We start from the raw sequence: 14,185 nt of genomic DNA on the forward strand, positions 1-14,185 counted from the left end.
TCATTCCTCATGGCCTGCGACGGATTGTTGGGCGGCTTGCAACAGCCGATCGATCGAGAGGGCGGCCTGCTTGCCATCTTCGACTGCGCTGACGGTCAGGTCTTGGCCCCCCGCGACACAGTCGCCGCCGGCCCAGACGCCGGGCAGTGACGTGCGGCGGTCGTCGTCGATCACGATTCTGCCGCCCGACAGCGCCAAGGTCCCCTGCCCGAGCGGTGCTTCGATGAAGCTTTGGCCGATCGCCAGCAACACCATGTCGGCCTCGATCCTCAGGGCCGAACCGCCATTGGCCGCCAAAACCGTGCCGCCCGCCGCGTCGCTGGGCGATCGCTGCGCGAACAGGGCTGCCGACACGCGGCCGCCCGCCTGCTCGAACCCCGCCGGGCTCGCCCAATGGCGGATCGTGACGCCGCTGCGCTGCGCCAGTTCCTGCTCGAAGAGGCTCGCCTTCATGTGTTCCGGCCCGCGCCGATAGACGATCGTAACCTCTTCGGCCCCGAGCTTCTTTGATTGCACGGCAGCGTCCACCGCCGTCATGCCGCCGCCGATCACCACGACGCGGCGGCCGACCGCCACGGTCGACTTGTCCGAAGCCTGACGAAGTTGCTCGATGAAGCCGACCGCATCGACCACATGAGCGGCCTCGTCCATTCCCTCGAGCGCGTTAAAGCCCGCGAGCCCGAGGCCCAGGAACACCGCGTCATATTCGGCCCGGAGCGAGGCGAGATCGAAGTCGCGGCCCAACGCTACCCCGGCCCGCGCTTCGATCCTGCCGATCGACAGAATGAAATCCACTTCCCTTTGCGCAAAATCGTCGACGGCCTTGTAGGTCGCGATGCCATATTCGTTGAGGCCGCCGAGCTTGGGCTTGGCATCGAGCAGCGTGACGGCGTGCCCGAGTTGCGCGAGACGATGGGCACACGCCAAACCCGCTGGACCGGCACCCACGACCGCCACGCGGCGACCCGTCTCAGGACCACGCCGGAATGGCTGCTGGCCGGTCTTCATGATCGCGTCGGTCGCGTGCCGCTGCAGCAGGCCGATGTGAACGGGCTTATGCTCCGCATGTTCGCGGACGCAGGCTTCCTCGCAGAGCGTTTCGACCGGGCAGACGCGGGCGCACATTCCGCCCATGATATTGGCTGACAAAATCGTCTCTGCGGCCCCGATGGCATTGTCGGCCGCGATCTGACGGATGAAGAGCGGAATATCGATCTTGGTCGGACAGGCGTTCTGACAGGGCGCGTCGTAGCAGAAGTAGCACCGATCGGATTCGACGAAAGCCTCATGCCGGGTCAGCGGCGGCGTCAGGTCGGCAAAGTTTCGCGCATATTGCTCGGCCGATAGACGCCCCCCCGTCACCATTTCGCTGCTCTGCTCCATCGCCGCCACCCTTCGAACCTGACCGTTTGGTCAAGTTTTCAGTGTGACAGAACCTTGTCAAGCAGAACCATTCTAATGTGCGAAATCTCGGCAGTGCGTCGAGTAATTGCCTAACAGCCGATCGATTGTCCGGCGACTGCCTCGTTTTGAAGCGTCGCGCAACGAAGCGACAACCTGCCGCGACCGGGCCTCACGGGTTGACGTGGCTGCTGCGAAGCAGGACGGTCCGGCATGCCGAACGACTGATCCTTACCGGATACGCATCTTGGCCCAACATGATCTGTGGCGCGGGTCGCTGGTGCAGAAGGCCCGTCTCGTTTCCGGGCTCATTCTGTTCGCCTTCGCAACCGCGCATTTTTTCAATCACGCGTTGGGACTGGTCAGCCTTGATGCGATGCTGGTGTTCGACGACTGGCGTATCGCGATCGACCGATCGATCATCGGCAGCATCGTTCTTGTCGCGGCGCTGCTGATCCATGTGGCCTTGGCGTCCTGGAAGATGGTGCGCCGTCGCACTCTCCGATTGCCCATCGCGGAATGGGCGCAGATCGTCCTCGGCTTCGCGATTCCGATCTTTTTGCTGCCTCACATCGTCAATACCCGCGTGGCCGCCACCGCTTTCGGTGTCTCGGACACCTATTCCTATGAACTTGCCAGAATCTGGCCAGCATCGTTCGTGCCGCAGAGCGTCCTGTTGCTCTTGGTCTGGATCCACGGATGTCTCGGTCTCCACTTCTGGCTGAGGTCGACCCCGCTATATCGGCGACTTGCCCCGCTGCTGCTCGCAATCGCCGTCTTGTTGCCCTTTGCGGCGCTCGCCGGCTCCAGCGTTCAGGGCCGCATCATCGAAGCCGCCATCAGGGATCCGGCCCGGCTCCAGGCCCTGAAGGCTGAGACGCATTGGCCCGATGAGCGCGCCTCAGCCAGCATCCAGTCAGTGCGAGAGGACGCGCAGAACGGGTATGTGGTCGGGCTGTTCGCAATCGCGGCGGCCGTTGCGCTCGGCCTCGCCGTGTCGCAGCGCGCCAAGCGGATCCAGGTTCAGTATGTCGGCGGACCGTTGGTCCGAACCGAACTTGGCCCAACGCTGCTGGAAATCAGCCGCCGGAATAAAATCCCCCATCTGTCGACCTGCGGCGGCCGCGGTCGCTGCTCGACCTGCCGCGTTCTGGTTTTGAGCGGCGCCGCAGAGGCGGCGCCGCCTTCCGACGCCGAACGCAGGACCCTGAAGACGATCGGGGCGGCAGACAATGTCCGTCTCGCCTGCCAACTTCGCCCTTCTGCCGCCATCACGATCATGCCGCTTCTGAAATCCGCCACGACCGGACAGAGGCTTCCCGCGATGGCGGAGGCCGACACGGCAGCCGAGCGAGAGCTCGCGGTTTTGTTCGTCGACATGCGGGGTTTCACGGCCCTGACCGAGAGTCGGCTGCCGTTCGACGTGATCTACATCCTCAATCAGTTTTTTGGCACGGTGGGTGGCCCGATCCATGCGAATGATGGATGGATCACCAATTATGCAGGGGATGGGCTGATCGCCCTGTTTGGCGACCCGGCCGGGCTCGCCGCAACCTGCCGCTCCGCCATGGTGGCGGCGGCCGAGATCGATCGCGCTCTATCGGCGCTCAACGAACGCCTCGTGAACGAGATGCGGCAACCCCTCCGGATCGCCATGGGCCTGCATGCGGGCGCTCATGTTCTGGGCCGCGTGGGCTATGGCGAGAAACCCGCCATGTCGGTCATCGGTCTCGCCATGAACGTCGCCAGCCGCCTCGAAGCCATGGCCAAAACGGCCGGCGTCCAGATGGCCGTGTCGCAGATCGTTGCCGATCACGGGCGGTTGGACACGCGCGACTTACGAGCCGAAGCGACCGCCGTCCGAGGATTGAGTGCGCCGATCGATGTGGTCTTCGTGGAGGCCGCCCGCGACCTGCTGCCGCGTTTGCAAAGCGACGCGCTCGCAAGCTGAGGCTGTGGCTGGCACGCCGCTGCCGTTCGGGTTAGATCACCCAGACGAACGTCATCGCAACCGGGGCCGACCATGCTGATCGACAAGACGCCTTTTCGCACGATCTGGGTCGAGCCCAACGGCCGCCACGGCAGCGTCAAGGTCATCGACCAGACGGTTCTGCCGCACCGTTTCGTGGTCAAGACGCTCGCGACCGCCGAGGAGTCCGCCACGGCCATTCGCGACATGACCGTGCGGGGTGCGCCGCTGATCGGAGCGACAGGGGCCTACGGACTGGCGCTCGCGATGGCCGAGGAGCCAACGTCATCGAACCTTGAGGCTGCATTCGATCTGCTGATCGCCACGCGGCCGACGGCTGTCAATCTGCGTTGGGGGTTGGAGCGCATGCGCCGTCGCCTTGCGGCTGTACCCGAGGCGGACCGCGCTGCCACTGCCTTTGCCGAAGCTGCCGCGATCGCCGATGAAGATGTCGCGGTCTGTTCCGCGCTCGGTCAGCATGGAGCCGATCTGATCCGCGATCAGTGGGAGCGCGCCGGCCGATCGCGCGTCATCAACATCCTCACCCATTGCAATGCAGGCTGGCTCGCCACCGTGGACTGGGGCACCGCACTGGCTCCGATCTACAAGGCACATCGCGCTGGCCTTCCGGTCCATGTCTGGGTCGACGAGACACGGCCACGCAACCAGGGCGCCAGTTTGACGGCCTATGAGCTCGGTCAGGAAGGGGTGCCGCATACGATCGTGGTCGACAACGTCGGCGGCCACCTCATGCAGCACGGTCAAGTCGATCTCTGCATCGTCGGGACGGACCGGACGACCCGGACCGGCGATGTCTGCAACAAGATCGGCACCTATCTGAAGGCGCTCGCGGCTCACGACAATGGCGTGCCGTTCTATGTGGCGCTTCCGGCTTCGACGATCGACTGGCGCTTGAGCGACGGCAGGGCCGAAATCCCGATCGAGGAACGCTCGCCCCTCGAGGTCACGCATATCAGCGGCGTCACGGCGTCGGGTGCGATCGAAACCGTGCGGATTACCCCCGAGGGCAGTCCGGCGCTGAATTATGCGTTCGACGTCACTCCGGCTCGCCTCGTCACCGGCCTCATTACCGAGGCCGGCGTCTGCGCGGCGTCAGAGGAGGGTCTTCTGTCGCTGTTTCCGCTGCAGGAAGCGGCTTAGAACGGCGCGTCGACGTCGCCCATTTCGACATAGACCGACTTCAGCCGCGTATAATGATCGATCGCGGCGCGGGAGTTTTCGCGCCCGACGCCGGAGCGTTTGACGCCGCCGAACGGCACCTCGACCGGGGTAAGATTATAGGCGTTGATCCAGCAGGTGCCGGCCTGCAGGTTGGCGATCGTGCGGTGCGCTCGCTGGATGTCTTTGGTGAAGACGCCGGCCGCCAAGCCAAATTCGGTATCATTGGCCCGCTCGACGACCTCGTCCTCATCATCGAACACCAACACGCTCATGACCGGCCCGAAGATCTCCTCTCGTGCGATCCGCATCCCATCCTGCACATCGGCGAAGATGGTCGGCCGAACGAAGGACCCTTTTTCGAAGCCGGGGAGATTCGGGGCCTCGCCGCCGGTGACCAGCCGCGCGCCTTCCTGCCGCCCCGCCTCGATATAGGACAGCACCTTGGCGCGCTGCTGCTCCGAAATGAGGGGGCCCATCTGGGTTGCCTGATCGAGCGGATCGCCGAGCCTGATCGCATCCGTGCGGCGCGTGAGCCGGTCGAGAAAAGCCTCATAGACACGTCGCTGCACGAAGACGCGCGTGCCGTTCGAGCAGATCTGTCCGGCCGAGTAGAAATTTCCCAGCATGGCGCCACCGACCGCATTGTCGAGATCGGCATCGTCGAAGACGATCAGCGGCGACTTTCCGCCGAGCTCCATGGTGACATGCTTGATGCTCGCCCCGGCCGCCGCCATCACGGCTTTGCCGGTCGGCACCGAGCCGGTCAGCGAGATTTTGGCGATGCCGGGGTGCTCGACCAGCGCGCGACCCGTCTCGCCACGTCCTTGCACGACATTGAAGACGCCGGGCGGGAGACCCGCTTCGAGCAGGATTTCGGCCAGGTGCAGCGCCGATAATGGCGTCAGCTCCGAAGGTTTGAACACCACGGCGTTGCCGCAGGCGAGGGCCGGAGCGGCTTTCCAACAGGCGATCTGAATCGGATAATTCCACGCCCCGATGGCGCCGACGACGCCCAGCGGCTCGCGGCGCGTGTAGGCAAACGAGCCGCCGAGGTCGATCTGCTCGCCCGCGATCGAAGCCGCGAGGCCGCCGAAATAGTCGAGGCAGTCGGCTCCCGACGCGGCATCCGCCACCAGCGTCTCACTAATCGGCTTGCCGGTATCCATCGTCTCGAGTTGAGAAAGGGCGCGATTGCGGTCGCGCAACAGGTCGGCCGCCCTCCGCAGCACCCGGCCCCGGTCAGCTCCACTTTTCCGACCCCAGGCGCGCTGAGCCTCAAGGGCTGCATCGACCGCCTGATCCACCGTCGCCGGCGCTGCCGCGTGAACACGCGCGATGACCTCGCCGGTCGCAGGATAGAGTGACGCGATCTCGGCCCCGCCCGGCGCGTCGACGTAAGCGCCGCCGATGAAGTGGGATCCGCGCGGTTGGACGTCAGGCAGCATGTCGATTGTCCCGTGGCCGAACGATCGCTCTACTTCTTTTCGAGCAGAAGCGTCCCTTCTTTCTGGATGAGACCCTTCGCCTTGTCGGCCAGGAGCGCCAGAACCCACGGCAATTGAACCGTACAGATCACCTGGTCGTCGGCGACGTCCAGCGAACCGGATGCCGTCTGTCCCATCGCGCCGACGAGGAATTCGAGCCGGTCGTCCAGCCACTTGTCTTCGAGAACGGAAATGCGGTTGGATTGATTCGTCTTGAGATAGCCGATCCCGTCCTTCAGGCGGCGCAAGGCTTCCTGTTTGCCGAGATGATGCGGAATGGACACCACGAGTGGTTTGGACATGAAGCAACTCGTTGCTGATTGCGATCAGCTTCCTATACCGGGTCCGCCGTCATGAGGCACGTGTAAGATCGCGAGCGCACGATGCCATCGGGCCGTGTCTGCTCCATCGCAACCCAAAAAGGTTCACCTATGGTTTTGAAAGCGACGCTGCTGTCCTGCTTTGCACTCATCGGCCTGTTGGCCGGACCGGCCGATGCCCAAGAAACCAAACCGCAGGATCCGAAGGCTGCCGAAGCACCGCAAGCCGGAACCGTGATGCTGACGATCTTCTTCAAACACGACCAAAGCCGGCCTTTGGATCAACTCAATGCACAACTGACGCAGCAGAAATTCTATGAAACTTTTCCGCCCAAGGATGTCGAAATCGTCTCCTGGTACGTCATGATGGGCATCGGACAGGTGGTGACGCTGCGGTTTCCAGCGGAGCGTCTGCGCGAGATCAATCGCGCTGTCGAGCGGACCGCGTGGGGCCCCTATCGCACAGAATTCTACCCGACCTATGATTACAAGCCCACGGCGGTGGCCGAACGCAGCAAGCTGAAATAGAGAATAAAAAAGCCGGGCTTGCGCCCGGCTTGTCAGCTGACTGTCCCAGGTCGGCCGGAGAAAAGATGCGGCGTCCCCCCCCGACCGATGCGGTCAGGCGGCGCCTTTCGGCATCACTTCTTTTTGGCGGCCGATGTGGTGTGGGCCTTGGCGGAGGTTTCATGCGCCTTGGCGGAGTGGCCGTGAGCCTCGGTCGAATGCTTGGTCGCGGTCTCGTGGTCGTCCTTGCCGTGATGCTCGGCAGCGGTACGGTGGGACTTTGCGGCCTGCTCGTGATGGGCGGCGGCTTCCTCGTGAGCTTTCTTGGGCATATGTCTGCTCCTTAAGCATTCAGCACGATAACGTGCATTGTGCTAACACAGTGAGCATTCATTGGTTGCAGCCTTGCTCCTCGCAGCCTTGCTGAACCGCCATCACCTCAGCGCCTGCCCAACCCTCCCATCGTCGTTGACGTCGCTTGCCGACCCGGTATCTTTCGATTGCGACGGAGCTCATCTGTCGGCCGGGAGAAACAGATGCTCAAGACCGCACTTTCATTGGTGATGCTTTGTGGCTTGGCTTCGGCTGCCTTGGCGGACGGCTCGTGTAAGAGCGTCGCGGCCGACAAGAAGCTGGCGGGCGCTGCCATGAACAGCTTCATGAAAAAATGCCAGAACGACGCCAGAACGACCTGCGACACCACTGCGGCCAGCAAGAAGCTGGCAGGCGCTGCCAAAACGAGCTTCACCAAGAAGTGCGTCAACGACGCGACCGGAACCTGACGCGCTACAGCATGTTCGGGTCGAGCGTCGGGCGATGGCATGTGCCCGTCGCCATTCCCGCAGAGCCACCGATCTGCCGACCATAGAACGAGCATGTCGCTCGTCGACGTTGAACCAGCTCGGTCTGCTCCAGTTTTTCAGCGACTCCCCTGACTTGCGTGATCATTCACGTCCCTGCCCCCGCGTGATCGTTCACGCCCATAAGACGAGGCCCTCATGAACAAGCGGCAACTTGGTGGATCGGGATTGAACGTTGCGCCGTGGTGTTTCGGCGGCAATGTCTTCGGATGGACAGCCGACGAGGCGATGTCGTTTCGATTGCTCGACGCTTTCATCGATGCCGGTTTCGACTTCATCGACACAGCCGATGTCTACTCCCGTTGGGCTCCGGGAAATAAGGGAGGCGAATCCGAAACCATCATCGGCAAATGGCTGTCTGAGCGGCGCAACCGCGACAAGGTCGTAATCGCCACCAAGGTCGGAATGGAGATGGGTCCGGGCAAGGACAATCTTTCGAAGGCCTATATCGTCGAAGCCGTTGAAGCGTCGCTCAAGCGGCTGCAGACGGATGTGATCGATCTTTATCAATCGCATCGTGATGACGCCAAAACGCCACCCGAAGAGACGATCGCGGCCTATGCCGATTTGATCAAGAGCGGCAAAGTTAGGGCCATCGGCGCGTCGAATTTCAGTACGGAGCGGCTCGCGGCGTCGCTGGACCTCAGTGAACACGACGGCTTGCCGCGCTACGAGACACTTCAGCCCGAATACAATCTGTATAATCGATCCGCTTTCGAGACCAGTTTGCAGCCTTTGTGCGTCGCTCGCGGCGTCGGCGTGATCCCTTATTATTCGCTGGCGTCAGGGTTCCTGACCGGGAAATATCGATCCGAGGCGGATTTTGGCAAAAGCCCACGCGGCGGCAATATGGCGAAATATCTCGATGCCCGCGGCCTGCGGATTTTGGCGGCATTGGATCAAGTTGCCGACGCCCATCATGCGACGCAGTCAGAAGTCGCGCTCGCTTGGCTGATGAATCAGCCGTCGATCGTCGCCCCCATCGCAAGCGCCACGACGGTGGAGCAAGTCGTGAGCTTGGCCAAATCGGCCGACCTTAGCCTGTCGACCGGCGACATCGAGATTCTCGATCAAGCCAGCACAAGTTGATAAAGAAGGTTGCGCCACTGCCGATTGTCGGCGCAACCAACTGGCTTCCAATGTTGACCCTACGACATCATCGCGGCGTACCTCTCATATACCAGTGGTCTAAAGCGAGATGGTCGGTTTGACATCGGTCGTGGTTGCTTTTCAGGCGTGTATCTTCCCGTGTCTCCGCATTATGGTCGCGCGAATCGCGTGACCCGGACCGACGGATTTGATGTCTGACCACCAGCACACCGATGTGCCCTTGTTTCTCGGGGTCGATGGAGGCGGCTCGCATTGTCGCATGCGTCTCCGCGACGGACACGGCACCCTGCTGTCCGCAGTCGAAGGTGGTCGGTCAAACGTCTATCTCGATTTCGAGCCCGCGATCGAGACCATTGCGCTTTGCATTGATCAATGTCTGGCGGCAGGTGGCCTCGGCGCCGATGATCGCGCGCGCCTTCATCTGGGGCTTGGCCTTGCGGGCGTCTCGAGCCGGGCCGTCGCCGACCGGGTCGCTGAACGGTTTAAGAACGTCTGCTCCGTCACCGTTACCAACGATGCGGAGATCGCCTGCCTGGGCGCGCATGGCGGCAAAGACGGGGGCCTCATCATCGCGGGCACCGGCAGTGCCGCAGTCGCGCGTGTCGGTGGTCTGAGCACGCCGGTTGGAGGGCGCGGCTTCATCATGGGCGACGACGGGTCTGGCGCACGGCTCGGTCTCGAGGCGCTGCGCCGCGCACTTCGGGCGCATGATCGACTGGAACCGCAGACCACGCTGACCATGTCTTTGATGGCAGCCTTCGACAACGATCCGGTCACTCTCATCGAGTGGGGGCGCCACGCCAAATCGCGAGATTTTGGAGCTTTCGCACCACAGGTCTTCGCGGCCGCGCTTGCGGGTGATCCTCTGGCTCTTTCACTGGTCCATACAGCGGCGGGTGCGATCGCCGATCTGGCGCGTGCTCTTCAGGATCTCGGGGCGGTCCGCATCTCGCTCGTCGGCGGATTGGCCCCGGCGCTTCGCCCCTTTTTGCCGTCAACGACATTGAGCAGCCTGCACGAGCCCTTGTTCGATCCGCTGGAGGGCGCTTTGCTCTTGGCGGGCTGTCCCCTGCCTGGTGCGGATCGCGCGCCGTGAACCGGTCCGGCTCGAACGTGCCGCGCGATGCCCGGTTCGATACGGCGCTCATGGCGCTGCGCCAGGATATCTCGACGGGACGTTTTAAGGATCGCGATATGCTTCCGGGCGAGCGAGACCTATCCGACCTGCTTGCAATTTCCCGCACGACCTTGCGGCGCGTGCTGTCGACGCTCGTCGAAGAGGGTGTGCTCAGCCATCGGCACGGAGTCGGTACCTTCCTTCGCCGAACCCCGCGCCGCGTGCCGGAGCCGGCGTTGCCGACCCTGACGAGCTTTACGGAGGAGATGCGGTCACGCGGCCTCAGCCCGTCATCGCGAGACATCGGGCGCGGGATCTTCCGCGCGACACCGGAAGAGGCCGTGATGCTGGCCTGCTCGCCGGGCGACGAGGTCATACGCCTGACGCGGCTTCGCTATGCGGACGACGAGCCGATCGCGATCGATCACGCGGCCATCCCGCGCTTGCTGCTCGATGATCCCGGCGAGATCGGTGCATCGCTTTACGAGGCATTTGCCCGAGTTGGACTGAAGCCTAGTCGCGCTCTGCGGCGCATTCAGGCCGTGACCGTGACAGGCCTCGAGGCGGGGCGCCTCTGCGTTCCCGTGGGGAGTGCCGCGCTCGCGATCTCGACCACGGCTTACCTGCCCGACGGGCGATGTTGCGAATTCACCCGATCGATCTATCGCGCCGATCGGTACGACATCGCCTCCGAAGTCCGCGCCCCGATCAGCGATCCCAAGGATTCCAAGCGATGACCGAGTTATCCCCAGTCGCCAGCCACATGGCCCGCGAGGTTGCCGAAATCCCGGAGGCGCTCGGACGCCAAGTGACGGAGACGGCTGCGGCGCAGGCGGCGCTCGGGCGCCGTCTCCGCGACATGGACCCCACCGTCGTGGTGACGATCGCGCGCGGCAGCTCGGATCATGCGGCGCTTTATCTCAAGCATCTCGTCGAGACACGACTCGGGCTGCCGTGTTGCTCCATCGGTCCGTCGGTCGCCTCGGTCTATGGCACGGCCCTCCGCCTCAAAGGCGGGGTGGCGGTCACCATTTCGCAATCGGGCGGAAGCCCTGATCTCCTTGCCATGCAGCGCGCCGCCAGGGCCGGTGGAGCGTTGACGATTGCGATCGTCAACGACGTTGCGTCGCCGATCGCTAGCGAGGCCGATGTGCTTCTACCGCTTTGCAGCGGGCGGGAAATTTCGGTGGCGGCCACCAAGACCATGGTGGCGTCGCTCTTCGCGTCGGCCGCCCTGGTCGGAGCGTGGAGCGAGGATGCCGCCCTGAACCAGGCTGTCGCAGCGCTTCCCGACCGCCTCTCCGACATGGCTTCGATCCCGGACGAGATCGTGTCGTGGGTGGCGGCGCAGGGATCGCTTTATACCATCGGGCGCGGACCAACCTTCGCGGCCGCCGCAGAGGCGGCTTTGAAGTTGAAGGAGACGTCTGCGATCCACGCCGAAGCCTTCTCGTCGGCCGAAGTGCTGCATGGGCCGACGGGCCTCATCGTCGATGACTTTCCGGTTCTGTGTTTCATGGCCGAGGACGCGGCTCGCGCCGGTATGAACGCGACGCGCGACAAGCTCACCGGTATGGGTGCGCGTTGCGCCAGCTTCGATCGGCGCCTCGGTGATCGTTTCGGCGTCTCTATCGCCGACTGCGGACATCCGTTGTTGGCTCCTCTCGCCATGCTCCAGAGCTTTTATGCTTTGGCCGAGCGGGTCGCTCAAAGGCGCGGCCGCAATCCGGATGTACCGCCGCATCTTCAGAAGGTCACCCAGACCCTATGAAAGAGGTTCTATTCGGCGCTCGCATCTTCGACGGGATCCGCTTCTGGGACGATCATGCCCTCGTTCACGAGAACGGGACGATCCTCGGGTTGGTCCCCTCTGCGGCGCGACCAGGCGCGGCGAGGTCCATCAATCTCAACGGCGGGATCCTCGCGCCCGGTCTCGTCGACATCCAGAATAATGGCGGCGGCGGCGTGCTGTTCAACGACAATCCGACGCCGGAGGGCGTGGCGGCAATCGCTGCGGCGCATCGGCGGTTTGGAACTACATCCTTGCTGCCGACCGTCATCACCGACCGCCCGGCCGTGCTGAGAGCGGCACTCGATGCAGTCCGGGCTAGTGTCGGCGCGGTGCCGGGATGTCTCGGCATTCATGTCGAGGGTCCCTTTATCGATCCGCGTCGCGCAGGCGCCCATCCACCCGCCTTCATCCGCGCCATGGCGGCGGCCGACGCCGATGCGCTGATCGCGGCACGGGTCGGCGTCATGCTGGTCACGGTCGCGCCCGCGTCAGCCGATGTCGCCATGATCCGACGGTTGGTCGAGGCTGGCATTGTGGTCAGTCTCGGTCACGCGGAAGCGACCACTGCTGAAGCGCAAGCGGGTTTTGCGGCAGGCGTCACGGCGGCGACCCATCTGTTCAATGCCATGTCGCCGCTCGGGCACAGGGCGCCGGGGCTGGTCGGCGCCGCACTCGCCTCGCCCGCCATCATCTGTGGGCTCATTGCCGACGGGTTCCACGTGGCCGACGACGCCCTCCGGGTTGCCCTTCTGGCGAAGGGCGCGCCCGGGATCGCGTTGATCTCGGACGCTATGCCGCCCTCCGCCGGCGGCCCCGACAGCTTTACGCTCGGTGGACGGCTGGCCACGCGACGGGACGGACGGCTGGAACTCGACGATGGGACGCTGGCGGGTGCCGCCATCACGTTGCTCGATGCCGTCGCCTACCTGACCAACACGCTGCAGGTCCCTCTCGAAACGGCATTGCAAATGGCAACCGCGACGCCTGCGCGACTTCTGGGATTGCAGGCCACACACGGACGGCTTGGGGCCGGCGCGGTCGCCGACATGATCCACATCGATAATAACGCCGCGCTGCATGCGGTTTGGGTGGCAGGTCTATCTCAACCCGCCGAATCGAACCCTCAATTTTGACGATAGCTTTGCGGGTTGACGATCGTCTGATCGGAGGTCCGACGTCCAATTATGGCGATTTTGGACAAGTTTACGAAATCGAAAAGCGAGCGTATCAAATTTGACACAGCGGCCTGCAGGGCGTTGGAACGCAACGTTTTGTCAACACTAAGAGGCTTTAAGTTCTCTTCGTCAAAGGGCCAGTGACCCTTTGCGTGACCAGGCCAAACACAAACGTCGAGGGTTGGTCACAAATCTGCTTGAATTCGAAGAGGTATGTCAGGGATTGAGCACGCCCGCCCCGCCGATCAGAACTGTGGCTAAGAAAACACAGTGCTTGAAAAGCAAGTCTGGAATAGCTCGATCTACGAAGCCATGCGGATTCGACACGAAACTAAACCGCAGTTGCGTAACTTTAAACTTCGAGCTTAAGCTCTGGAGGAGAACCTAAATGAACCTACGTTCGTTGCTTGCAGTCGCAGCCTTGGCGACCTGCTCGACCGGCGCCGCAATGGCCGCCGATTTGCCGATGCGTTCGCCGCCTCCGGCTCCCTTTTACCCGGCTCCGATCTTCACTTGGACGGGTTTCTACGCTGGTGTGAACGCCGGCGCCTCGTTCGACAACAAGGCTGGTAGCGCAACCGCAAACGGCTTCACGGCCGCCAATGGTTTCGTCGGCGGCCCGGCCACCGGTTCATTCGGTCCCTTCCGTGGCGGTTCGTCCAGCACCGGCTTCGTCGGTGGCGGTCAGATCGGCTACAACATCCAGAACGGCATGTTCGTGTACGGCCTCGAAGCCGACATCGACTATTTCGGCGGCGGCGGCGGCAAGACCCGTTCCTACGCTGATAACGTCGTGTTCCCGGGCGGCACTCTCACCACCCGCAGCCGCGGCGGTGACGGCTACCTCGGCACCGTTCGTGGTCGCCTCGGTGTCGCAGCCTTCGATCGTACGTTGCTCTACGTCACGGGCGGTCTCGCCTACGGCGATTACGGCACCTCGACCCGTAGCGCGCGCTTCACCAACGCAACCGGCACGAACTTTATCGACTTCAACGGTAACGGCAACGACGACACCCGTATCGGCTACGCAGTCGGCGCCGGCGTGGAATATGCCTTCACCCAGCAGATCAGCGGCAAGATCGAATATCTCTACACCGACCTCGGCAGCCGCAAGTACAACCTGACGAACCCGAACACCGGCGCCGTTATCTCGGCCCGTTCGGACGGGACGTCGCAGATCGCTCGCGTCGGCCTGAACTACAAGTTCTAGTCGAAGCCTCTGCACGGTCCTTCTGGACCGTTGCGGAACTACCTCGAAGCCCGGCCTC

At 63.3% G+C, this 14,185-nt stretch carries 14 protein-coding genes; 10 read left to right on the plus strand and 4 right to left on the minus strand.

What is annotated here, in order from left to right; translation table 11 throughout:
• Positions 1-1,383, minus strand: coding sequence for an NAD(P)-dependent oxidoreductase (locus tag LGH83_RS02815; protein WP_227400520.1), 1,383 nt, complete (start codon positions 1,381-1,383; stop codon positions 1-3).
• Positions 1,384-1,648: 265 nt separating this feature from the next.
• Between LGH83_RS02815 and LGH83_RS02820 the strand changes: the two genes are divergently transcribed.
• Together LGH83_RS02820 and mtnA are read left to right on the plus strand one after the other, a co-directional pair.
• Positions 1,649-3,352, plus strand: a complete 1,704-nt coding sequence (locus tag LGH83_RS02820; protein ID WP_227400521.1) for an adenylate/guanylate cyclase domain-containing protein — start codon at positions 1,649-1,651, stop codon at positions 3,350-3,352.
• Positions 3,353-3,424: 72 nt separating this feature from the next.
• Positions 3,425-4,531, plus strand: a complete 1,107-nt coding sequence (mtnA, locus tag LGH83_RS02825) for an S-methyl-5-thioribose-1-phosphate isomerase (RefSeq protein ID WP_227400522.1) — start codon at positions 3,425-3,427, stop codon at positions 4,529-4,531.
• On the opposite strand, the gene betB is transcribed toward mtnA, so the two are convergent.
• Positions 4,528-5,997, minus strand: coding sequence for a betaine-aldehyde dehydrogenase (betB, locus tag LGH83_RS02830; RefSeq protein WP_227400523.1), 1,470 nt, complete (start codon positions 5,995-5,997; stop codon positions 4,528-4,530). The genes mtnA and betB overlap by 4 nt on opposite strands.
• 29 nt (positions 5,998-6,026) lie before the next feature.
• On the minus strand, positions 6,027-6,338 hold the full coding sequence (locus LGH83_RS02835) for a polyhydroxyalkanoic acid system family protein (RefSeq protein WP_131117043.1): 312 nt from the start codon (positions 6,336-6,338) through the stop codon (positions 6,027-6,029).
• Between the two features lie 129 nt (positions 6,339-6,467).
• Here LGH83_RS02835 and LGH83_RS02840 point away from each other — a divergent pair, with 129 nt between their 5' ends.
• Complete coding sequence (locus LGH83_RS02840) at positions 6,468-6,884, plus strand: hypothetical protein (protein WP_227400524.1); 417 nt, start codon at positions 6,468-6,470, stop codon at positions 6,882-6,884.
• A gap of 113 nt (positions 6,885-6,997) precedes the next feature.
• Here the strand turns inward: LGH83_RS02840 and LGH83_RS02845 are convergent, their stop codons facing one another.
• Positions 6,998-7,195: a hypothetical protein gene (locus LGH83_RS02845; RefSeq protein ID WP_131117049.1), complete on the minus strand. Its 198-nt coding sequence runs from the start codon at positions 7,193-7,195 to the stop codon at positions 6,998-7,000.
• 204 nt (positions 7,196-7,399) lie between these two features.
• On the opposite strand from LGH83_RS02845, the gene LGH83_RS02850 reads away from it, so the two are divergent.
• The 7 genes from LGH83_RS02850 to LGH83_RS02880 all read left to right on the plus strand — a co-directional run bounded on the left by LGH83_RS02850 (position 7,400) and on the right by LGH83_RS02880 (position 14,127).
• On the plus strand, positions 7,400-7,645 hold the full coding sequence (locus LGH83_RS02850) for a hypothetical protein (RefSeq protein WP_227400525.1): 246 nt from the start codon (positions 7,400-7,402) through the stop codon (positions 7,643-7,645).
• A 216-nt stretch (positions 7,646-7,861) separates the two neighbouring features.
• Positions 7,862-8,812: an aldo/keto reductase gene (locus tag LGH83_RS02855; RefSeq protein ID WP_227400526.1), complete on the plus strand. Its 951-nt coding sequence runs from the start codon at positions 7,862-7,864 to the stop codon at positions 8,810-8,812.
• Positions 8,813-9,023: 211 nt separating this feature from the next.
• Complete coding sequence (locus LGH83_RS02860; RefSeq protein WP_227400527.1) at positions 9,024-9,929, plus strand: BadF/BadG/BcrA/BcrD ATPase family protein; 906 nt, start codon at positions 9,024-9,026, stop codon at positions 9,927-9,929.
• A complete protein-coding gene (locus LGH83_RS02865) occupies positions 9,926-10,687 on the plus strand; it encodes a GntR family transcriptional regulator (RefSeq protein ID WP_227400528.1) in 762 nt (253 codons plus the stop codon). The genes LGH83_RS02860 and LGH83_RS02865 overlap by 4 nt, the downstream gene beginning before the upstream one ends.
• A complete protein-coding gene (locus LGH83_RS02870; RefSeq protein WP_227400529.1) occupies positions 10,684-11,721 on the plus strand; it encodes an SIS domain-containing protein in 1,038 nt (345 codons plus the stop codon). Before LGH83_RS02865 ends, LGH83_RS02870 begins: the two co-directional genes overlap by 4 nt.
• A complete protein-coding gene (gene nagA, locus LGH83_RS02875) occupies positions 11,718-12,875 on the plus strand; it encodes an N-acetylglucosamine-6-phosphate deacetylase (RefSeq protein WP_227400530.1) in 1,158 nt (385 codons plus the stop codon). Before LGH83_RS02870 ends, nagA begins: the two co-directional genes overlap by 4 nt.
• Positions 12,876-13,365: 490 nt before the next feature.
• A complete protein-coding gene (locus tag LGH83_RS02880) occupies positions 13,366-14,127 on the plus strand; it encodes an outer membrane protein (protein ID WP_227400531.1) in 762 nt (253 codons plus the stop codon).
• The last annotated feature ends 58 nt before the right edge of the window (positions 14,128-14,185 follow it).

Source organism: Lichenihabitans sp. PAMC28606 (assembly GCF_020616535.1).
GTDB classification, from domain to species: Bacteria; Pseudomonadota; Alphaproteobacteria; order Rhizobiales; family Beijerinckiaceae; genus Lichenihabitans; species Lichenihabitans psoromatis.